The 19,738-nt window shown below is 62.4% G+C and carries 12 protein-coding genes; 9 read left to right on the plus strand and 3 right to left on the minus strand.

Features of this window, described 5'->3' with window-relative positions:
• The first annotated feature begins 244 nt into the window (after positions 1-244).
• Both QQL28_RS00405 and QQL28_RS00410 read left to right on the plus strand, forming a co-directional pair.
• A complete protein-coding gene (locus QQL28_RS00405; RefSeq protein ID WP_431309551.1) occupies positions 245-472 on the plus strand; it encodes a hypothetical protein in 228 nt (75 codons plus the stop codon).
• Positions 469-690, plus strand: coding sequence for a hypothetical protein (locus tag QQL28_RS00410; RefSeq protein ID WP_284260062.1), 222 nt, complete (start codon positions 469-471; stop codon positions 688-690). The genes QQL28_RS00405 and QQL28_RS00410 overlap by 4 nt, the downstream gene beginning before the upstream one ends.
• 321 nt (positions 691-1,011) lie before the next feature.
• Here QQL28_RS00410 and QQL28_RS00415 read toward each other — a convergent pair whose 3' ends face one another.
• The gene (locus QQL28_RS00415; protein ID WP_284260063.1) at positions 1,012-1,404 is read right to left on the minus strand and encodes a response regulator; all 393 of its coding nucleotides are present in this window, start codon (positions 1,402-1,404) and stop codon (positions 1,012-1,014) included.
• Positions 1,405-3,253: 1,849 nt separating this feature from the next.
• Between QQL28_RS00415 and QQL28_RS00425 the strand changes: the two genes are divergently transcribed.
• From QQL28_RS00425 to arfA, 6 genes are all read left to right on the plus strand, one after another.
• Positions 3,254-5,155, plus strand: coding sequence for an ABC transporter substrate-binding protein (locus QQL28_RS00425; RefSeq protein WP_284260065.1), 1,902 nt, complete (start codon positions 3,254-3,256; stop codon positions 5,153-5,155).
• 74 nt (positions 5,156-5,229) lie between these two features.
• Positions 5,230-6,234 carry an ABC transporter permease gene (locus QQL28_RS00430; RefSeq protein ID WP_284260066.1) on the plus strand — a complete coding sequence of 335 codons (1,005 nt, stop codon included), beginning with the start codon at positions 5,230-5,232 and terminating at the stop codon, positions 6,232-6,234.
• Complete coding sequence (locus QQL28_RS00435) at positions 6,234-7,097, plus strand: ABC transporter permease (RefSeq protein WP_284260068.1); 864 nt, start codon at positions 6,234-6,236, stop codon at positions 7,095-7,097. Before QQL28_RS00430 ends, QQL28_RS00435 begins: the two co-directional genes overlap by 1 nt.
• Complete coding sequence (locus tag QQL28_RS00440; RefSeq protein WP_284260070.1) at positions 7,097-8,128, plus strand: ABC transporter ATP-binding protein; 1,032 nt, start codon at positions 7,097-7,099, stop codon at positions 8,126-8,128. Before QQL28_RS00435 ends, QQL28_RS00440 begins: the two co-directional genes overlap by 1 nt.
• A complete protein-coding gene (locus QQL28_RS00445) occupies positions 8,125-8,994 on the plus strand; it encodes an ABC transporter ATP-binding protein (protein ID WP_284260071.1) in 870 nt (289 codons plus the stop codon). Before QQL28_RS00440 ends, QQL28_RS00445 begins: the two co-directional genes overlap by 4 nt.
• On the plus strand, positions 8,991-10,535 hold the full coding sequence (arfA, locus tag QQL28_RS00450) for an arabinosylfuranosidase ArfA (RefSeq protein WP_284260072.1): 1,545 nt from the start codon (positions 8,991-8,993) through the stop codon (positions 10,533-10,535). The genes QQL28_RS00445 and arfA overlap by 4 nt, the downstream gene beginning before the upstream one ends.
• Positions 10,536-10,592: 57 nt before the next feature.
• On the opposite strand, the gene QQL28_RS00455 is transcribed toward arfA, so the two are convergent.
• Together QQL28_RS00455 and QQL28_RS00460 are read right to left on the minus strand one after the other, a co-directional pair.
• Positions 10,593-16,844, minus strand: a complete 6,252-nt coding sequence (locus QQL28_RS00455) for an AAA family ATPase (RefSeq protein WP_284260073.1) — start codon at positions 16,842-16,844, stop codon at positions 10,593-10,595.
• A gap of 482 nt (positions 16,845-17,326) precedes the next feature.
• Positions 17,327-18,319: a LacI family DNA-binding transcriptional regulator gene (locus QQL28_RS00460; RefSeq protein ID WP_284260074.1), complete on the minus strand. Its 993-nt coding sequence runs from the start codon at positions 18,317-18,319 to the stop codon at positions 17,327-17,329.
• A gap of 110 nt (positions 18,320-18,429) precedes the next feature.
• On the opposite strand from QQL28_RS00460, the gene QQL28_RS00465 reads away from it, so the two are divergent.
• The gene (locus QQL28_RS00465) at positions 18,430-19,728 is read left to right on the plus strand and encodes an ABC transporter substrate-binding protein (protein WP_284260076.1); all 1,299 of its coding nucleotides are present in this window, start codon (positions 18,430-18,432) and stop codon (positions 19,726-19,728) included.
• Positions 19,729-19,738: the final 10 nt, after the last annotated feature.

The raw sequence follows: 19,738 nt of genomic DNA on the forward strand, positions 1-19,738 counted from the left end.
AAACACGCGCCTGCGCTGGCGATAACCGCGAGCGTACGCCCCCTCATTGCATCGCAGTGCAGCACCTCACCTGGCGGCAGCAACAATCGCCTCAGCCTTAACCTATGGAAATGCCGGAACTAGGTTCCGCTCCGAAGCTAGGAACAGTTCCTGCACCGGGCCACCCCCGGTGCGGCGGGGAATCGGCCCCGGCGCTCTGAGCCTCCGGCCGGGGCCCGATTCCCTTCCATCCGAGGATTCGTGAATGCAGATGACCGCCAAACGCAGTCGAACCAAACAGACGCATTCGCTTCAGGAGCGTTTGCAGATGTCAGCCGAAAATGCCCGTCAGCGCGCCCGCCGCCTTCCGGCCGGCAAGGAGCGAGAGATGCTGCTTCGGCGCGCCAAACAGGACGAAATGGCTTCCAGTCTGACCGATTGGCTGACCGCGCCAGCGGCTCGCAGGCGCTGGGAAGGAGAGGGCAGATCATGAAACATTACCGGGCGTTCCAGGTCGATGCCGACGGCCACGTCTTCGGTTGCATCAACCTCGTCTGTAACAGCGAGGAGGATGCCAAGCGTCAGGCCCAGGCGCTGGTGAGCTTCTATCGCATCGAGTTGTGGCGCCTCGATCAGCGCGTCGCCAAGTTCGAAGCCATATCGGAAGCCGGATCGAAAGTGTCTGATCGCGCAACGCAGCTTCACGGCTAGGCTTCCTGCGTCTGCCAGAATCCAAACGGGTGGGTGTCCGCCTGCTTCGTGCGAAGCTGCTTCTTCAGCGGCGGCCCCGCGAAAAGAACAGGCCTCGCCAGGATGCAGAATGCTAGTCCGAGGTGCCGAAGCGTTGCACGGCACGCCGAGCAGCAACACCTCGCTCACGGGGCCGACAATCACTGCGGCCCCATGAGCGCACCGCAGGCGTCCTTACCCGCGGTACGATGACCTGCGACATCGCCAATCGGTACATCGCGAACCATTTGGACGGATCATACCAAGGCAATATCAATGCCGGAGGTGACTGCCTCTACACAGCTAAAGCACAGGCTGAAGCTGTCGGGAACATAGCTCGGCGACATCAGCCGCGACTTTCTCAAGCTCATACGGCTTCTCCCATCGCCGCACATGCCGGAAGCGCTGGGGAATGGTCTCGGCACCATAGCCAGTCGTGAAGATAAACGGCTTGCCGAGACAAAGGAGTTCGTCGGCGATTGGATAGGCCGAACTTCCTCGCAGATTGATATCGATCACGGCGACTTCAAAGCCATCATGTCCGACAGACATCGCGTCGGAGAGTTCGGTAACCGGCCCTATCACATGTATGCCGAGCGATCGGATCGCGTTCGCTAGGTCATCTCCGAGAATGTACTCATCCTCAATGATCAAAACGCGGCAGTCTATAGTGGGGCGTTCGTCAGGGCGGGGCATCGTTCCACCTCTCGACGTGTCGTCCTGCCTTGCCAAAGAAAACGTCAACCTGAAGGAAGCGTTCCTTCAACGCGGTTTCCAAGTTCCGCAGCACATTCGGTCGGCTGCCAGACGTAACTCGAGCCACCGCCATCTCTCAGCGAAACCATTTTCTCTCAGCGAAACCATTTTCGATCCTGTAACTTAAGTTAATCGTGGGGCCTAATCGAGATGTCGCGAAATGGAATCCCATAGCCGAATATCCGAGCACATCGACCGTAAAACTGTCCGGTCGATCTGTGACGAGGTGGGTGACCGATTGCAGCAGGACTTAGTTCCCGAAATCTCGCCTCTGCCGCCCTACCTCGAACGTCTGGTTGATGAATTGCGCAAACAGGAGCGTCATCTAACTGATGGCGTCGGAAGCTGGCGCTACCGCTAACTTTCTTCACCACGCGGCGACAGTCGCGGCCATGTGAGCGCGCAAAGAAAAGCAGTCGCCGCTCTCAACGCGGCGGCGGCTTGTTTGTCGCTGAGTGCGCTTCTTGATGCTGCGCCGGCAAATCCGCTCATAAAGATTGATTAGTTGCTGCGGTTCATGAGTCTCGTCTTGGCCCGTCTGGGACTTTCACGCCGGTGCCGGATATGTTCGCTTAACTGGACGCCGCTATGGGACGCCAAACCGACGCGAATGACCCATATGCGACCTTGAGCCAGATGCTCTCCTGTGCGCTGAACGCTCCATGCAATTTTAGCCGGGGAACTTAGCCACTCCTTAATGTTGGCGCTGCTCTCACGCGCTCGGAACAGAAGGCCCAGACCATCGTTCAACCGTCCAAGACTCCAACCAAGGAGAAGGGCTATGATTACTTACAGACTTATGATCTTGGGTGCGGTGCTCGCCTTCAGTACCAGCTCGGTGGCCGGTCCGTGCAACACGGCGAGCCGCGATGCAGGATCAGGGAACGTCCCGGGCTATACCGGACAAACCACCGGCTCCACAGCAACCGATTCCAAGCAGCATCCGCCGACGTCTTCGATGAGCAAAGCATCGGAGCATACCGCAACGTCGTCGGAAGACGCGCAGCGGCAGATGCAGAGCCAACCTACCGCTGCCGAGCAATCGACGACGACTCGGCCCGCACCCTCCGCGCAGTCACCGGATAGGACGGCAGGCATGGTCGAGCAGACCCGTCCCGCGCCAACTGAACAATCAAAGAAGGCGACGGCCGGTGCGGCTGAGCCCGCACCGTCCCAGAAAAAGGCGACGGACTGCTAGAACCGCGGGAGCAGTGGGTTCAAAGGGGAACGTATCGAGGGCAGGCCGAACGCGTCGGCCCTCGATTGGCCCTGCCGCATATCGCGCATGACCAATTCAGCAAATTTCGTGAAGTCAAGACAAAGAGATCGTCTGCGCTAGTTGGCGCGCAGTTCGAGCGCCGGCCCTAGTGACCGACCCACGCACTGCGACGATGGCATAATGCTGGTGATTTGCCCGACGTGTCAATCATTTTCGTAAAATACGAAGACGCCGCCGATGGTCATCGACTCCTTTGCATGGGGTTGTTTTCGATATTTTTGCGGGACCTCTTCGGAGCCGTGCGCGTCCAGGAAGCCGTCGCATGGTGGTCCGCAAGGCACAGCGAGGTGTTTTACTCAGCCACCATTCTGACGACGCGGCTGATACAGCTCGGATGACGAAATTCGAAAAGCGGCCCATGCTGACGGTCCCACCCTAGGCGGAGCCGCACAGCCAAAAGAGCGTGCAGTTCGTCCTCCCCGCGGCTCAAGATTTCTGTTGTTCAACGGTTTTGGCGCCTCTAGCATCGCGCCAAAACATGCGTTGAGGCAAACCGTGCCGGAGGACAGGATGCGCTGCATTCGAGCATTGCTGCTGGTTGCTTGCGCGCTCGGTTCGCTGCTGGTCCCGCTGGCGGCGCCGAGCCGTGCGCAGGGCATTCCGCAAAACATCCCGCGAAGGGATTTGCTGATCCTGGAAAATCCGGAAGGAACCGTCAAGAACGCGGGCTGGTTCAACATCTGGGCGATCAATGCCGGATCGCAGTCGAATGGGCTGCAGCAGGTCGCGCTCGACACGCTTTGGTACATCGATCCCGAGAGCGGGCTCGACGGTGTCTGGGACAATTCGCTGGCTGCCGACAAGCCGCAATACAACGCCGACTTTACCGAAATGACGGTCAAGCTCCGCAGCGGCATCTTCTGGAGCGACGGGGTCGAATTCACCGCCGACGATGTCGTCTCGACGGTGACGACCCAGATCAAGAATCCGGGTATGCGCTTCAGCGCGGTGCTGGCGAGCAACGTTGCATCCGTCGATGCACCGGACGCCCATACGGTCGTGTTCAAGCTCAAGAAGCCCAATTCACGCTTCCACGCCAATTTCACGGTGCGCTGGGGGGCGGTCTGGATCCTGCCCAAGCACGTCTTCGACAAGGTCGAGGATCCCGTCAAATTCGATTTCAACAAGCCGATCTCTCTCGGCGCCTACGTGCTGCATAGCTACGATCCGGACGGCAAGTGGTACATCTGGCAGCTGCGGGACGACTGGCAGCGCACCACGCTGGCGCGCTTCGGCAAGCCCGGTCCGAAATACCTCGCCTATGTCGATCCTGGCCCGCCCGAGAAGCGGGTGATCGCGCAGCTCAATCACGAGCTCGACGTGATCCACGATATCGCGCCGGAGGGCATGTTTGCCCTGGCCAAGCAGAGCAAGGCGACGCGGGCATGGTTCAAGGGCTTTCCCTATGGTCACCCCGATCCGACTCTTCCCGCCGTGATCTTCAACACCCAGAATGAGAGTTTCAAGAATCCGGATGTGCGATGGGCTCTGGCGCTGTTGATTGATATCAAGGCCGTCGCGATGGCAGCCTATCGCGGTGCCGCCACGATATCGGCGATCGGCGTGCCGCCGACCGGAACTCATCCGGCGACCTATCATGGGCCGATGGAGGAGTGGCTCAAGGCCTTTGAGATCGATACCGGCAAGCGCAAGATCAAGCCTTATGATCCCGCGATCGGCAAGCAGATCGCTGAAATGCTGCGGCCTTCCATGGGCGAACAGATCCCATCCGATCCCGCGGAGATCGCCAGGGCGTTCGGCAGGGGCTGGTGGAAGACCGATCCGCAGGCGGCGCAGGAACTTCTGGAGAAGGCCGGCTTCAGCAAGCGAGGTGGCACCTGGGTGACGCCCGACGGAAAGCCGTTCAGCGTCCGCGTCATGGTCGAAGGCGATTTACGTCCAGTGATGACCCGCGCCGGAACGATGATCGTACAGCAATGGAAGCAGGCGGGTATCGACGCCAAGATCGATGTCGCGCAGGGGACGCTGCCCACGCGACGGGCCGCCGGCGATTTCGACACCTTCATCGGCTGGAGCGTCGAAACCTGGGGTGGCCACCAGGACTTGTCTTACTTCCTCGACAGCTGGCATTCGCAGTTCGTCGCCGAGCCAGGCAAACCGCAGCCGCTCCGCAACTGGCAGCGCTGGTCCAATCCCGCGCTCGACAAGATCATCGAGGAGATCCGGACGGTTGGCTTCGATGATCCGAAATCGATCGAGCTCGGCAAGGAGTACGTCAAGCTCGCCGTGAAGGAGATGCCCACCATACCGCTGATGGCTTACAACGTATTCACTGCGATGGACCAGACCTACTGGACCGGCTTTCCGACCTCGGAGAATTCCTACACTAATCCCGTGCCGAACTGGGGCAATTCGCGCTACATGTTCGTCAGGCTGAAGCCGTCCAGTTAGGATGCGATGACACGAAAGCGACCGCATTTGCCGTGCCTGTCTGAACGACTTTGGCGGATATCCCTGGTGCTCCCATGAGCGGATACCTCGCCTATGTGGGCCGGCGGCTCGGGCAGTTCCTGCTGGTCGTCTTCATCGGCGTCAATATCGCGTACGTCGTCACCCATGCTTCGCCGATTGATCCTGTCGAGCAGTCGATCTCGGCGGTGACCTCCTTCGGCAACACGTCCCCGGGGGCGATCGAGCAGATGCGCAACTCCTTGCGCGAGCTCTATGGTCTCAGCGGCACGCCCGTTGAGCAATACCTGCTGTTCTGGAAGCGGATCCTGCGCGCTGATTTCGGTCCCTCGATGTCGGCGTTTCCGACCCCCGTCGGCACCCTCATCGGACGTGCGCTGCCCTGGACTGCGGGACTCCTTGCGGTTTCGACCATTGTCGCCTGGGGGCTCGGAAATCTGCTGGGTGGACTTGCCGGCTACTACCGGCAGAGCCGTGGCCTGAAGCTGATGGGGGTGATCGCCATGGGCCTCCATCCGATCCCTTACTATATTCTGGCGATGCTGCTGCTGATCGTGTTCGGCTTCCTTTGGCCGGTGCTCCCGATCAGCGGCGGATCGGCGATGAACCTGCCCCAGACATGGACTCCCGAATTCGTTCTGAGCGTGCTGCAGCACGCGATCCTGCCGGCGCTCTCTCTGATCCTGATAGGCATGGGGAGCTGGTTCCTCGGCATGCGCTCGCTGGTATCCAATGTCCTCGCCGAGGACTTCGTCGTCTATGCCGAACTCGCCGGCGTAAGGTCCTGGCGCATCCTGACATCCTACGTGATGCGTAACGCACTCGTGCCGCAGGTGACGGGGCTTGCCATGTCGCTCGGCGGAATCTTCAACGGTGCCGTGATCACCGAGAAGGTGTTCGGCTATCCCGGTCTCGGTTCGCTCCTGGTCGACGCCGTCTATGCCGGAGATTACGGCCTTGTCCTCGGCGTCACCACCATCTCGATCCTCGGCGTGTCGATCGGGGTGCTCGCCATCGATCTTCTCTATCCGCTGCTCGATCCGAGGGTGAAGGTCAGCTAATGGCCATCCTCTTGCGCGACCTGCTGCGCCACAGTCCTGAATTCCGGATCGGGGCCGTGCTGCTCGCCTTCGTTCTGCTGCTGTCCGTGCTGGCGAGCTTCTCGCCATATCCGCCGGAGAGCGTGTATGTGGTGCCGCCCGATGTGCCGCCGTCGCTCACATACTGGTTCGGCACGACATCGCGCGGCCAGGACGTGTTCTGGCAGCTGAGCTTCGCCATCCGGAATACGTTGTTGTTCGGATGCACGGTGGCCCTGATCAGCCGCCTGTTTGCCCTCGTGATCGGACTCATAAGCGGCTACAAAGGGGGGTGGATCGATCGCGCCCTGATGTCGGTGAACGATACTTTCATCGTCATTCCTCTGCTGCCGATCCTGGTGTTGTTCTATTTCGTGATGCGCGACCGCATCTCCTGGCTGATGCTGGCGCTGATCATGGCCTGCTTCGGTTGGGCCTACGACGCCCGGCTGATACGCTCCGTGGTCATGAGCCTGAAGGCGCGCGAATTCACGCAGACCAGCCTTTTTTCCGGGATGAGTACACGGCAGATCCTGACTGAGGAGCATCTGCCCTATGTCATGCCGATCGTATTCTCTACGACCATGAACAACATGGTGTGGTCGATCGGGCTCGAGGTGACGCTCGCGGTGCTCGGCTTTACCGACATCAATACGCCGACGATCGGCGGCATGATCTATTGGGCCAACCAGCACACCGCAATGGTGGCGGGAATTTGGTGGTGGATCGCCTTTCCGACAATCACGGTGGTCATGGCGTTTATCGGGCTCTTCCTGCTCGCACTGTCGGCGAACGCCTACATCGACCCGCGAAGCCGCCTCTGGAGCGTCGGAGAGGCCTCGTGATGCGCGCCAATGTTCAGCAGCCGCACGCGCCCCAAGACGCCCAGCCGATTCTTTGGGTTCGCGACCTGCAGGCCCATTACCGGACCAGCCACTTCGGCGTCAGACGCGGCGTCAAAGCGGTCGATGGCGTCAGCTTCGCTGTTCGTCGTGGCGAGATCTACGGGCTTGCCGGAGAATCCAGTTCCGGCAAGACGACGCTGATCAAGAGCATCGCAGGAGCGATCAGACCGCCGCTCGAGATCGTGGGCGGCAGCGTGGAGTTTGCATTCCTGCCCGGCTATGGCGGATTGCACCGCGCTCCGCCAGTGGACGTTGCGCGGATTCGCTGGCGGCATCTGTCCTATATCATGCAGGGATCGATGAACGTGCTGAACCCGGTTCGGCGCGTCGAATCGGCGTTCGTCGATTTCGCGTACCCGCATATCGGCGGCAGCCGGAAGCAGTTTGAGCAGCAGGTGGTCGCCCATCTGGCGCGGGTCAGGCTCGATCCGTCGGTGCTGGCTGCCTTTCCGCATGAGCTCTCCGGGGGCATGCGTCAACGAGCCACGCTTGCGCTCGCAACGATTTGCCGTCCTGATTTCATCATCGCCGACGAGCCCACGACCGCACTGGATGTGGTGGTGCAGAAGGAGGTGCTCGGCATGATTCGGAGCATTCAGCGGGAGACCGGCTCGTCGGTCCTGTTCGTCACCCATGACATGGGCGTGCACGCGCACATCACCGATCGCCTCGCAATCATGTATGCCGGCCGTCTCGTGGAGGAGGCCGCAACCGCGGAGATTTTCCGGAATCCGCTACATCCGTACACCAGGCATCTCATTTCGAGCCTTCCGCGCATCGGCGATGACACGCCCCGCGAGGGGCTTGGCGGTTCGCCGCCAAATCTCGCCGATCCCCCGCCCGGATGCCGCTTCCATCCGCGCTGCCCGCTCGCAACAGAGATTTGCAAGCGCGAGGTTCCCGCCATGCTGGAAGCCGACACCGGCCATCGCGTCGCCTGCTTCGCCGTCAACCAAGGCGCCCGGGCATGAACGATCTGCTCCTCGACATCTCCGAGGTCAGCAAGACATTCGGCCGGGGTGGGCTATTGTCGCGGCAGAAGATCGCCGCGGTGAACCAGGTGAGCTTCCAGCTTGCTGCCCGGCGACCCGAGATATTGGCGATCATCGGCGAATCCGGAAGCGGCAAGACGACGCTTGCCCGGATGATCCTGAACATCGAAACGCCGACCAGCGGCAAATTGGTGCTCGACGGCATTGACCTTGCTGCCATTCGAAGCAGTGACGCTCGCATGGCGTTCATGCACAAGGTGCAGCCGATCTTTCAGAATCCCTTTGAGTCCTTCAATCCGTTGAAGCGGCTCGATCGCTATCTGTTCATGACACGGCGCCGGTTTTCCCGGGCGGCCGGCGAGGGGGCAGCCGAAACGAGCGTCGATGACGCGCTGCAAAAAGTCGGACTCTCGCTCCAGGAGGTGCGCCATCGGTACCCGCACGAGCTGTCCGGCGGGCAGCTCCAAAGGGTCGCAATCGCTCGTGCACTCCTGGCCGAGCCGAAACTGATTGTCGCGGATGAGCCGGTGTCCATGATCGATGCGTCGCTGCGCATATCCATCGTCAATCTGTTCAAGACGCTGCGGGACGATCTTGGGATATCCATCATCTATGTCACGCATGATCTGGCCACGGCCTACTACATCAGCGACCGCATTATGATCATGCAGAAGGGCTGCGTCGTCGAGAGCGGCGATGCGAGAACGGTGCTGAGGGCGCCGCAGCATCCCTATACGCGCCAATTGCGTGAAGCCGTGCTATTAACTGAGGCCGCCGATGTTGCGGCAGGCGTATCTGGCATGAACGATCTCACCAGCCCCGGGGCACCCGAGAGAAGAGCATGAGGAAAGCAAGAGTTCTGATCGACCGAGACTTCGCCATCGGTCAAACCGATCCTCGTCTGTTCGGTGCGTTCGTCGAACATTTGGGCCGGTGCGTCTATGGCGGTATTTACGAGCCCGGCCATCCGACCGCGGACGAGAAGGGCTTTCGGAAGGACGTGCTCGCGCTGGTCAAGGAGCTCGGGCCCACGCTCATTCGATATCCCGGCGGTAATTTCGTCTCGGGATACAATTGGGAGGACGGCGTCGGGCCGCTGGAGACGAGGCCGGCGCGCCTCGACCTCGCCTGGTTCAGCACTGAGCCGAACAGCTTCGGCACCAACGAATTCATGGACTGGTGCAAGGCCGCCGCCGTCGAGCCGATGATGGCGGTCAATCTCGGCACCCGCGGCGGCGATGCGGCTCGCAGCCTGGTCGAATACTGCAACCATCCGGGCGGAACGGCCTGGTCGGAGCTGCGCCGCAAGCACGGTTGGGACAAGCCGCATGACGTCAAGCTGTGGTGCCTCGGCAACGAGGTGGACGGACCTTGGCAGATGGAGCACAAGAGCGCCGCCGCCTACGGTGCGGTCGCCGCCGAAGCCGCCAAGATGATGCGCTGGGTGGATCCGACCATCGAGCTTGCTGCATGCGGTTCGTCGGGGCGCAACATGCCGACCTTCGGCCAGTGGGAAGATACGGTCCTCGAGCACACCTTCGATCATGTCGACTACATTTCGCTCCACACCTATCTCAACAACTACAGGCAGGACACCGCATCGTTTCTCGCGAGCCCCGACCTGATGGACAGGTTCATCGATGAGGTCGTCGCGTTGGCGGATGCGGTGGCGGCCAAGCGACGCTCCAACAAGCGTCTCATGCTGAGCTTCGATGAATGGAACGTCTGGTATCGAACGCGCCGCAGTCGGGCCGACCGGGTGAAGGAGGGCTGGCCGGTGGCACCGCCGATCCTCGAGGAAATCTACACGATGGAGGACGCACTTGCCTTCGGCGGTGCCTGCATTTCCTTGCTCAATCACGCCGATCGGGTGAGGGTCGCCTGCCTCGCGCAACTCGTCAACGTCATCGCGCCGATCATGACCGAGACGGGCGGCGGCGCGTGGCGCCAGACCATTTTCTTTCCATTCGCTCATATGAGCCGCTACGGCCGCGGCAGGGTCTTGCGCGCGCAAGCCGAGTCGGAGACCTACGATTCATCCTACTACGATCCCCGCGGCCCCCAGGAGCAGACCTTTGCAGTACCCAACGTGCCGTATCTCAAGTTGGCGGCAGTCGCGGATGACGGCGGCGGCCTATCGCTCTTTCTGCTCAACCGGGACCTGAAGCAGGAGCTGGAGGTGAGCGTCGAGGCTAGAAGCTTCGGCCGCCTGACGGTGGGCGAGCGGTTTGAACTCAGGCATGATGATCTCAAGGCGACGAATACCAAGGATGCGCCGAGCAAGGTCAGGCCGGCGCCGTTGCAGAGTGTGAGCTTCGACGGCGGGCGGTTGCAGGCGACGCTCAAGCCGGCGTCATGGAATGTGATCCATCTGTCGGCGAACTGAGGACTCGAACGGTACGCCGCGGATGCGAGCGGAAGGAAACGTTGATCGCTGACGCGTTCAACTCGATCCGTCGCGACGCGCCCGTGAGTCGAGGACCTGACGAATCGACCGCGCCAAATCTGCCGGCCGGTAGGGCTTGCTGAGCAAGGTAATGCCTGGGTCCAGCCGACCGTCATGCATCATGGCGGCTTCCGCATATCCCGACATGTAGAGCACCGGCAGGCCGGGGCGCAGCCGGGCGACGGCTTCGGCGAGTTCGCGTCCGTTCATCCCGCCAGGCATCACGACATCGGTGAAGAGCATATCGAACGCTGTGCCCTGGTTCACCAGAACGAGTGCATCGGGACCATTGGCCGCGGCGATCGTGCGATAGCCAAAATTCTTGAGCTGCGCCACGACATAGTTGCGCACCAGCTCGTCGTCCTCGACCACGAGGATGGTCTCAGTGCCGCGTTGTAGTTCGCTCTTCGGTGCAACGTCAAAGAAAGCCGCAGCGCGAGCCGAGCGCGGCAGATACAAGCTGATGGTCGTTCCGCGCCTTTCCTCACTATCGATCCTGATGTGACCGCCGGATTGCTTGATGAAGCCATAGACCATGCTCAATCCGAGGCCCGTTCCCTTGCCAAGCTCTTTGGTCGTGAAGAAGGGCTCGAATATCTTGTCCCGGATCGACAGCGGAACGCCGACCCCGGTGTCGCTCACGGTGACCAGGACGAAGTCGCCGAGAATGCCCTCCGGGCCGGCGTTGTCCACATCGAAGCTCACATTCGTTGTGCCGAACGAGATCCTGCCTCCGCCAGCCATCGCGTCGCGGGCATTCACCGCCAAATTGATCAAGGCGGTCGAAAGCTGACTCGGGTCGATCAGCGCGTGCCAGCCATCGGCTTGCAGCGTCGAGCCGATCTCGACATGCTCGCCGAGCGTCGGCCGCAGCAGCTTGGCGGTATCGACAATGAGGGTGTTGACGTCGACGTCGCGTGGTTGCAGGGGCTGCTTGCGCGCAAACGCCAGGAGTTGCCTCGTCAGATCGGCGCCGCGCGTGGCGGCCTCGTCGATCATGTGAGCGATGGCAACAAGCTCGGGCTGGTCCGAAAGACCATCGATCAGGATCTGGATGGTCCCCGTGACCACAGTCAGGATGTTGTTGAAGTCATGGGCCACGCCGCCGGTGAGCTGGCCGATTGCATCCATCTTTTGCGATTGGCGCAGCTGCTGCTCGAGGCGCAGGCGATGGGTGATGTCGCGCCCGATGACGATGACCAACTCGTGGCCGCCAGTCGACACGTGGGCGGCGGACAGCTCTGCGTCGAGACCCTTGCCGTCGGGGCCATCCAGACGCAGCTGGAGCAGGCCAGCTGAACCCGGCGCGAGCAGGTTGTCCACTTCGACCGCTCTCGCAGGATCCAGGACGGATCGGAACGGGACGCCGACGATCTGCTCCCGGGGCCGCCCCAGCATGACCCCGGCCGTGCGGTTTGCTTCGATCACCAGCCCTTTCTGATCGAGCACCAGGATGGCATCATGCGCCTGCTCCATCAGCAGGCGGTATTTCTCTTCCGCCTGCTTGCGCGCAGTGAGATCGAGCACGAACGAGACGCATTGATCGGACGATCCGGCGAGCGAGGCGGAGCCGATCAGGACAGGAACGCGGCTGCCGTCCTTTCTGACGAACTCCTTCTCTCGAGGCGCGTTCTGCCCCCGTATCCGGAGATGTTCGATCCGCTGCGTATCCTCGTTCCGGTATTCCGACGGAGTAATGTCCTTCCAGCTGATCGTGCCCGAAACCAGTTCCTGCCTGGAATATCCGGTCATGCTCAGGAAAGCATCGTTGGCGTAGCTGATATCGCCGCTGCCGTCCCAGAAAAGTATTCCGATGATGTTGGAGTCGACGAGCCGTCGGATGCGGGCCTCGCGTTCCTGAAGATCACGGTAGAGGAGCGTGTTTTCGAGCGAAATCGCAGCCTGAGCTGCCAGCAGATCCAGCACCGCAACACGATCGGGCGTGAACGCGTGTGTCGTCAGTGTGTTCTCGAGATAGAGCAATCCGGCGAGCTTGGCCTGCTTCATGAGCGGCAGGCAGAGGATCGATCGGGGATGTCGGCGATGCACGTACCCTTCGCCGTAAAGCGGATCGGGCCGCGTTGCATCATCGACGATGAGCGGTTTTTGCGAGCGAATGACGTAGCGCACCAATGCTTCTGGACAATCCGGCGCCGAGAGGGGAGTCTGGTGCATCACGACCGCAAAGTCGTCGCCCCTGGACTGGCCTTCCGCCTCGATCCGGAAGTCATCATGCCGCGACAGGATCAGCAAGCCGCGATCCGCGCCCGCGTTCTGTAGCGCGATCTTCATCAGTGCTTCGATGAGCTTTGGCAGCTCAATTTCACTCGAGACCGCCTGAGACGCCTTCACCACGGTGGTGACGTCCATTTGCTGGACGGTCGGCCTGCCGGCGGAGCTGGTGTCCTCTGCGACGTGGAGGCGAGGATAGAGGCGTTCGAGCTGTCTTACTTTGGCATCAGCTCCCCAGCGTAGAAACCCGTAGTGAGCATCGCGCAGATAGGCATAGGCGATTTTCTCGAACCCGCGCGTCGCGTAGAAGCGTCCTGCGAGTTCGTTCGCGATCGCCTCATTCTGAGGAAATCCGTTTGCGCGCGCGGAGGCGATGGCCCGATCGTAAGAGCGCATCGCATCGAGCTCGCGACCCTCAATCCGCGCGATCTCCGCGGTGACGAGAGCGGCACGGTCGGCGAAGTCTTCAGGGCAGATCTCGGCCCATTGCTGAAGCTGGCGATGATGGACGGCGAGGGCGTCAAGATTCAGGGCTCCCCCGCGGTCAGGTACGGCCTCGCCCAATGCGGCCTGCGCCAAAGCCGCCTGCGCCAAAGCGGCATAGAAGTGAAACTCGACCCGGTCGAAAAGGGCCTTCGACGTCCAGAGCAGCTGATCGGCCTTCGTCGCCGCCGCGATCGCGCCGGGGTCGTCGGCGAGGACGCGTGCCTGCAGCTTGCGGACCCAGTACCAGAAGCCGGCCTGTTCCAGATGCGGGTCCTCCTCGAGGCGACGCTCAAATTGCGCCTCGTTGAACCCGGCCTCGTCGAAAGAGCCAAACTTTGTGGTGAGGCCGCGCAGGGTCCGGACCAGCTGGAGCTGCCCGGCAATTCGATCGGCCGCCAGATCAGTGCCCGCCCGGCGCGCGAAATCGAGCCCGGCCTCGGCCTCACGCTGCACGTCCGCGAGTGGATCGCCGCAGGCGAGAAGATGCGTCAAGAGATGATGACGGGTAAAGCTCGCGTAGTTGAGGTCGCCGACCTGCTGCGCGGCGTCGAAGGCCAGCCGAAGCCAGGGGCGGCCTGTCCTCACATGCCGCGTCCAGCTCCCGAAGCCCAGATAGACGCGAGCCTTGAATCGATCGAGCCCCCGCCGTTCGACCAGGTCGAGGCCGAGTTGGGCGAAGCGGTAGCCGGCAGCATAATCGCCAAAGTCGGGGCCAAGCACGGTGCCAAGCACGATATAGGCGAGGCATGAGGCATCGGAATTGCCGTATTCCATGCTCAGATTGGCCATGCGTGCGATGATGAGACGGCGCAGGCTCTCGTCGATGTACCAGGCTGGCGAGACAAGGACCGTGAGAACGTCCATGGTTCCCCGCGCGACCGGATCGGCCATCTGGGGCAGGTCGAGCAGGGCCTCGATCGGGCGTTCACCGATCTGATGCCACATCCGCTCATATTCCCGTCCGACTTCCTCCGATGTCGGATGCGCGGACCAGGCAATGCCGACGCGCCGCAGGTAGTCGAGGGCAATCTCGACGTCACGATCGCTTGGCTCCATGCGAAGCCGGGTGACGGCGGCGAGGTCGGGCAGGGTGGCCGCGCGGCTCGCTAGTTCGGCAAGTCGGTTTTTCGCCGTTGCCGGCTCGCCACCAAGGAACTCGCATTCGGCCCGCTGTAGCGCCAGGGCGAAGCCGAGCGTGTAACGCTGCTCCCAGCGATCCTCGGCAAGCATGGCCTCACCGGCGGCGAAGTGAGCGAGCGCCATGGCGAAGGCGGGCGCTGCCTTGGCGCGCCGGCCGGCCAACAGGTTCAGCTCCGCCACCTTCACGCGCTCCTCGGCCGCGGTGATCAAGGCCGCGCCGCGGTTGAGTTGGCTTACGATCTCGAAGACGTTTTCCTCGACTGCTTCCGGCGGGGTTCGCGCAGCGAACAGCCGGCCAATACGCAGATGGGCGGCGGCCCGTTCTGCCTCCGGGATCAGCGCGTAGGCCGCCTCCTGGAATCGATCGTGGACGAACCGATAGGCGTCGGCCTGTGGCTCCACGAACTCCTGTCGAACGGCGGGCCACAGGTCTGCATGGACCTGCTCGTCCGACGTCCCGAGGACGATCGAAAGCACCGCGACCTCGGCAGTATTTCCGAGACAGGCCATTTGCTGCAAGGCCGTGCGCGTTGCAACCGGCAGCCGGGTCAGCTTTCCGAGCATGAGGTCGATGACGTTGTCGGTGTATCGCTTGGCGTGGATGCGATCGAGATCCCAGGACCAGCGTGCCGCATCATGGTCGAACGCGAGCAGCCCTTCTTCGACCAGTGAAAACATGAACTGGATGGCAAAGAAGGGATTGCCGCCGGTCTTATCATGCACGAGCTGCACCAGCGGCACGACGCGCTTCGGTTCGCAGCGAAGCGCGTCCGCAAGCAACTCGCCGAGATGTCTGCGGCCGAGCGGCGCGAGCGTGATCTCCACGACCCGGCCACCCCGTGTCTTGATGGCTTCGCGCATGCGCATCACCGGATGAGCGGAATCCACCTCATTATCGCGGTAGGCGCCGATCAGCATCAGGTGCTTCAGATTCGACCGGGTCAACAGATCCTCGAGCAGCTCGAACGTCGCCAGATCGAGCCATTGCAGATCATCGAGAAACAGCACCAGCGGATTTTCGGATCGGGCAAATACGCCGATGAATTGCTCGAACGCGCGGTGAAAGCGGTTTTGCGCGTGCTGGAGCGGCAGCTCAGGGACAGGCGGTTGTTCACCGATGATAGCCTTCAGGTCCGGGATCAGGTCCACGACGAGCTGTCCGTTCGGACCGAGCGCGCTCAGGATGTCATGGCGCCACTCGCTCAGCTCGGCATCGCTCTTGCCCAGGAGGGGCCGAACGAGGCTCTGGAATGCCTTGGCGAGCGTCGCGTATGGGACGTCGCGCTTGTGCTGGTCGAACTTGCCCGATGCAAACAGCCCGCGCGAGGGCACCAGCACTTTGTGGAGCTCGTTGACGACAGAGGATTTGCCGATCCCGGAATATCCCGAGATCAGCGCCAATTCGGGCGCGCCGCTCTCGACGATGCGCTCGAACGAGGCGAGCAACATCTCGCGCTCGCGCGTTCTTCCGTACAGGTTCTCGGGCACGAGCAGCCGGTCGGGCGTGTCGTGCTGGCCCAGCGGGAAGTCGTCGATGCGGCGCCGAAGCTCCCACTCTGCAAGACAGTGCTGCAGATCCCTTTCGGCGCCGGCTGCAGTCTGGTAGCGCTCCTCGGCCATCTTGGCGAGCAACTTCATGATGATCGCGGACACCGCGGCGGGGACGTTCGCGCATCGCTTGCTCGGCGGCTCCGGCTCTCTTGCGACGTGGCAGTGCACCCACTCCATCGGATCGGACGCCGTGAACGGAAGTGAGCCGGTGACCATCTGGTAAAGCGTGACGCCGAGTGAGTACAGGTCGCTCCGGGAGTCGATCGAGCGGTTCATGCGCCCGGTCTGCTCGGGCGACATGTAAGCGAATGTGCCGGCGATCGATTCGGGCGTGGCCGGGGCCTGCCGTTCGCGCGGTCGGCGCGAAGCAAAGCCGAAGCCGGTGAGGTGCACGCTTCCGTTGCTGCGGTTCACCAGGACATTTGCTGGTTTGATATCCTTGTGCACCAGACCGCGCTGGTGGACCTTGCTCAGGGCCGCAGCGATCTGGATCGCCAGGCGCAGGAAACTCCCTGTCTCCATGGGAGCGTCCATCAGCCAGGTGAGCGGCTCGCCACCGAGATCTTCGAGGACAAGAATCGTGTGGCTGCGATCCTGCACGAGCTCCAGCGGCTTGGCCGCCCAGCCGCTGTCCAGTTCGTCCTTCAGTGCAAATTCGTGCGTGAGGCGGTCAAGGCTTTGCGAGGTGGGATGTTCCGCCGCCGGGACAACGGCCAGCACAACCTGCCGTTTGCCGTCGATGCCTTCGCGGGAGGTTCGGCACAGGAGAATCCCTTCCTCGTCGCATAGAACCTGCGGACCGTGGGCCCAGCCAGCGCCCATAAACGATGAAAGGTTCATATCGGTAAACCATGCCGCAGCCGAGCCGAGTCCCGAGCCTGCGGGTGCTCGCCCGGTATTGCGCATCATCCCCCATAAAGCTGCCTCGATGCGGCAAGGCGCGCCGTTACCGAATCTCCGTTTCCCCGCGTGCGAAGTATGAGGGGTAGGACGCACGTATGAGGCGTGACACGACGGGGTGGGTCCCTCACGCCTTCATTCCGGCGCCTGGCTCGATTGGCTAGGCCCGGCGCCCGCAAATCGTATCATTTGCCCCAATCTCGTCAACGTGCCGCCTTCGCAAGGCAAGGCGAAGCACGTTCGAGCGGAAGGACGGATTGCCGCAGCCGGCATGCAGTGGAGGTCTGCTTCGAGCGTTGTGTCAACTTAGAGGGGAGCCCCCGGGCACGCGCCGGATGCCGAGGGCATTGCCAGCGACCGCCTGCACGAGATCTGTGGTAGCGGCGATGTGCACGACAAATGCAGTCGAAGGTGAAACCTCGTCATGCCACGCCGTGCGGCATGATGTGCTCCGCGTCGCCGCCGGCGTGCCAGACGTGGTCGAGTAACTCGACGATCGGTTCGCCAAAATCCTCGTATTTCACCTCGATCGATCGCAGCCATGGTGCAATCCAGCGGTTGAGTGGGTTGCCATCGATGCCGACGAGCTTGCAACGTTCCGGAATCACGATGCCGCTCTCGCGAGCAAAGCGATAGGCGCCGTAGGCGATCTGGTCGCTGACGCACATCAGTCCCTCGAGCCAGCCGTTGCGCGCAGCGAGCCGCCGGGCGGCCTCATAGCCGATCTCGAGGTGAGAACGGCCGGCGGCCTCGGCCGCCGGGATTTCTGTGACGCCCAGAGCGCGCATGCGGCCGCAGAATCCCTTGAGGCGATCCCGCGTGACGGAGGATCCCTGGGCGGGCGCCAGCACGCCGCAGCGTCGCAGCCCCGCGGACCACAGCATGTCGGCGGCGTCAGCACCCGCCTTGACGTTGTCGATGCCAACGAAGGCGCCGCGCCCGAACGGCGGGCGACGATTGACGAAGACCATCGGCGCGCCATCGGCGACGAAGTCCTTCAGCCCTGCGCTCGGCACGCTGGCGACCATGATGTAGCCGCGCACCACCTGCGAACGCATGGCGTTGAGATATTCGTCCTGCAGATCGGGGCGATCGTGCGTGTCGCAGAGGATCATGACGTAACCGGCGGCGCGCAGCGCGGCTTCAGTCGATGCGGCGATGGCGGCCATCACGAGATTGTCCAGGTTGGGGGCGAGCATCGCGACGAGGCGGCTTTCGCGCCGGCGCAACGTCCGGCCGGCATGGTTGGGGTGGTAGCCCACGACGGCGATGGCCTTGCGGACGCGCTCGACGGTCTCGGCCGAGGCCCGGCGCGTCTCCCCGTTGACGATGCGCGAGACGGTAGCGATCGAAACCCCGGCGGCTGCGGCGACTGTCGCAAGTGAGGCGGGGGCGGAGCGTTGCTTGCTCGTCATGATTCGGCTCGGGTGTGATGCGCTGAAGTGGGAGAATACAGCGATTGACAAGTTAGGCAAACGTTTGCCAAATTACGTCCAACAACTAAAACATCGCCGGGGAGGACGTAATGAGAACTATTACCCGACGCGCCATGAGCGCCTTTGTGCTGGCGGCCTGCTTCTTGGCGGGCAGTTCGGGCGGTCGCGGCGCCGAAGCGCAGACAGTCCTGCGGATGACCTGGTACTCGGACGGCAACGAGGGCGAGGTGATGGCCGATCTGCTCCGCCGCTTCGAGGACAAGAACCGGGACATTCACGTTGTTCTGGACCAGGTGCCGTTCAAGGCCATCAACGAGAATCTGCCCGTGCAACTGGCTTCGGGGCAGGGGCCCGACATCGCCCGCGTCAGCGACATGGGCGGCCTTGCCCGCCATATGCTGGATCTGCGCCCTTACTTGAAGAACGCCGACTACTGGGAAGCGAACTACGGTCCCTTCCTGCAATGGATGCGGGTGCCGGGCGACACGTCGTCGATCCCGGGCTTCATGACCCAGCTCACCGTGACCGGTCCTTTCGTCAACAAGACGCTGTTCGAGCAGGCGGGCGTCGCAATGCCGGGTCCGAAGTCGTCCTGGGAGGATTGGGCCAAGGCGGCAAAAGAGGTGGCGGACAAGGTCCAGGCGCCGTTTCCGATCGCGTTCGACCGCTCGGGTCACCGCTTTTTCGGATTGGCGATTTCGGAAGGCGCCGCCGTGTTCGATGGCAAGGGTCAGCCGGCGGTCGTCGACGACGGGTTCAAGCGCGCGGCCAAGCTGATCTATGACTGGCACAACAGCGGCGTGATGTCGAAGGAGTTGTGGGGTTCGGTGGCGGGGGCGACCTACCGCGGCGCCAACGAGGAATTCAAGAACGCCCAGGTCGTCATGTATGAATCAGGTTCCTGGCAGATCAGCCAGTTCGACAAGACGATCGGAACGGCGTTTGACTGGGTGGCGGTGCCGACGCCGTGCGGGCCGGCGAACTGCTCCGGCATGCCGGGCGGTGCGGCGTTGGTCGGCATCAAGTCGACCAAGCACCCCGAGCAGGTGGCGCGCGTGCTCGACTACCTCGCGAGCGAGGACGTCATCGCCGAGTTCTATGCCCGCTCCCTGTTCGTGCCCGGCCATCTCGGTCTTGCCCGCAAAGGCCTCGACTACAAGGATGCGTCGCCGGTTGCGAACGCGGCGCTCAAGGTCTTCAGCGACAGCGTGAACCAGCTCGCGCCAGCGGCCAACCAGTTGCAGGGTTATCCGGCCAGCCGCGTCATCCTCAATGCGGTGATCAGCCGGCTCGGCCAGGCCGTTGCCGGCGAGGTCACACTCGATGAGGCCTATAAGCGCATCTCGGGCGACGTCGAACAGCAGCTCGCCGAGCGCAACAAGAAGTAGGCGCCGGACG

Origin of the sequence: Bradyrhizobium iriomotense (assembly GCF_030160715.1) — a bacterium.
In the GTDB taxonomy this organism is placed as follows: Bacteria; Pseudomonadota; Alphaproteobacteria; order Rhizobiales; family Xanthobacteraceae; genus Bradyrhizobium; species Bradyrhizobium iriomotense.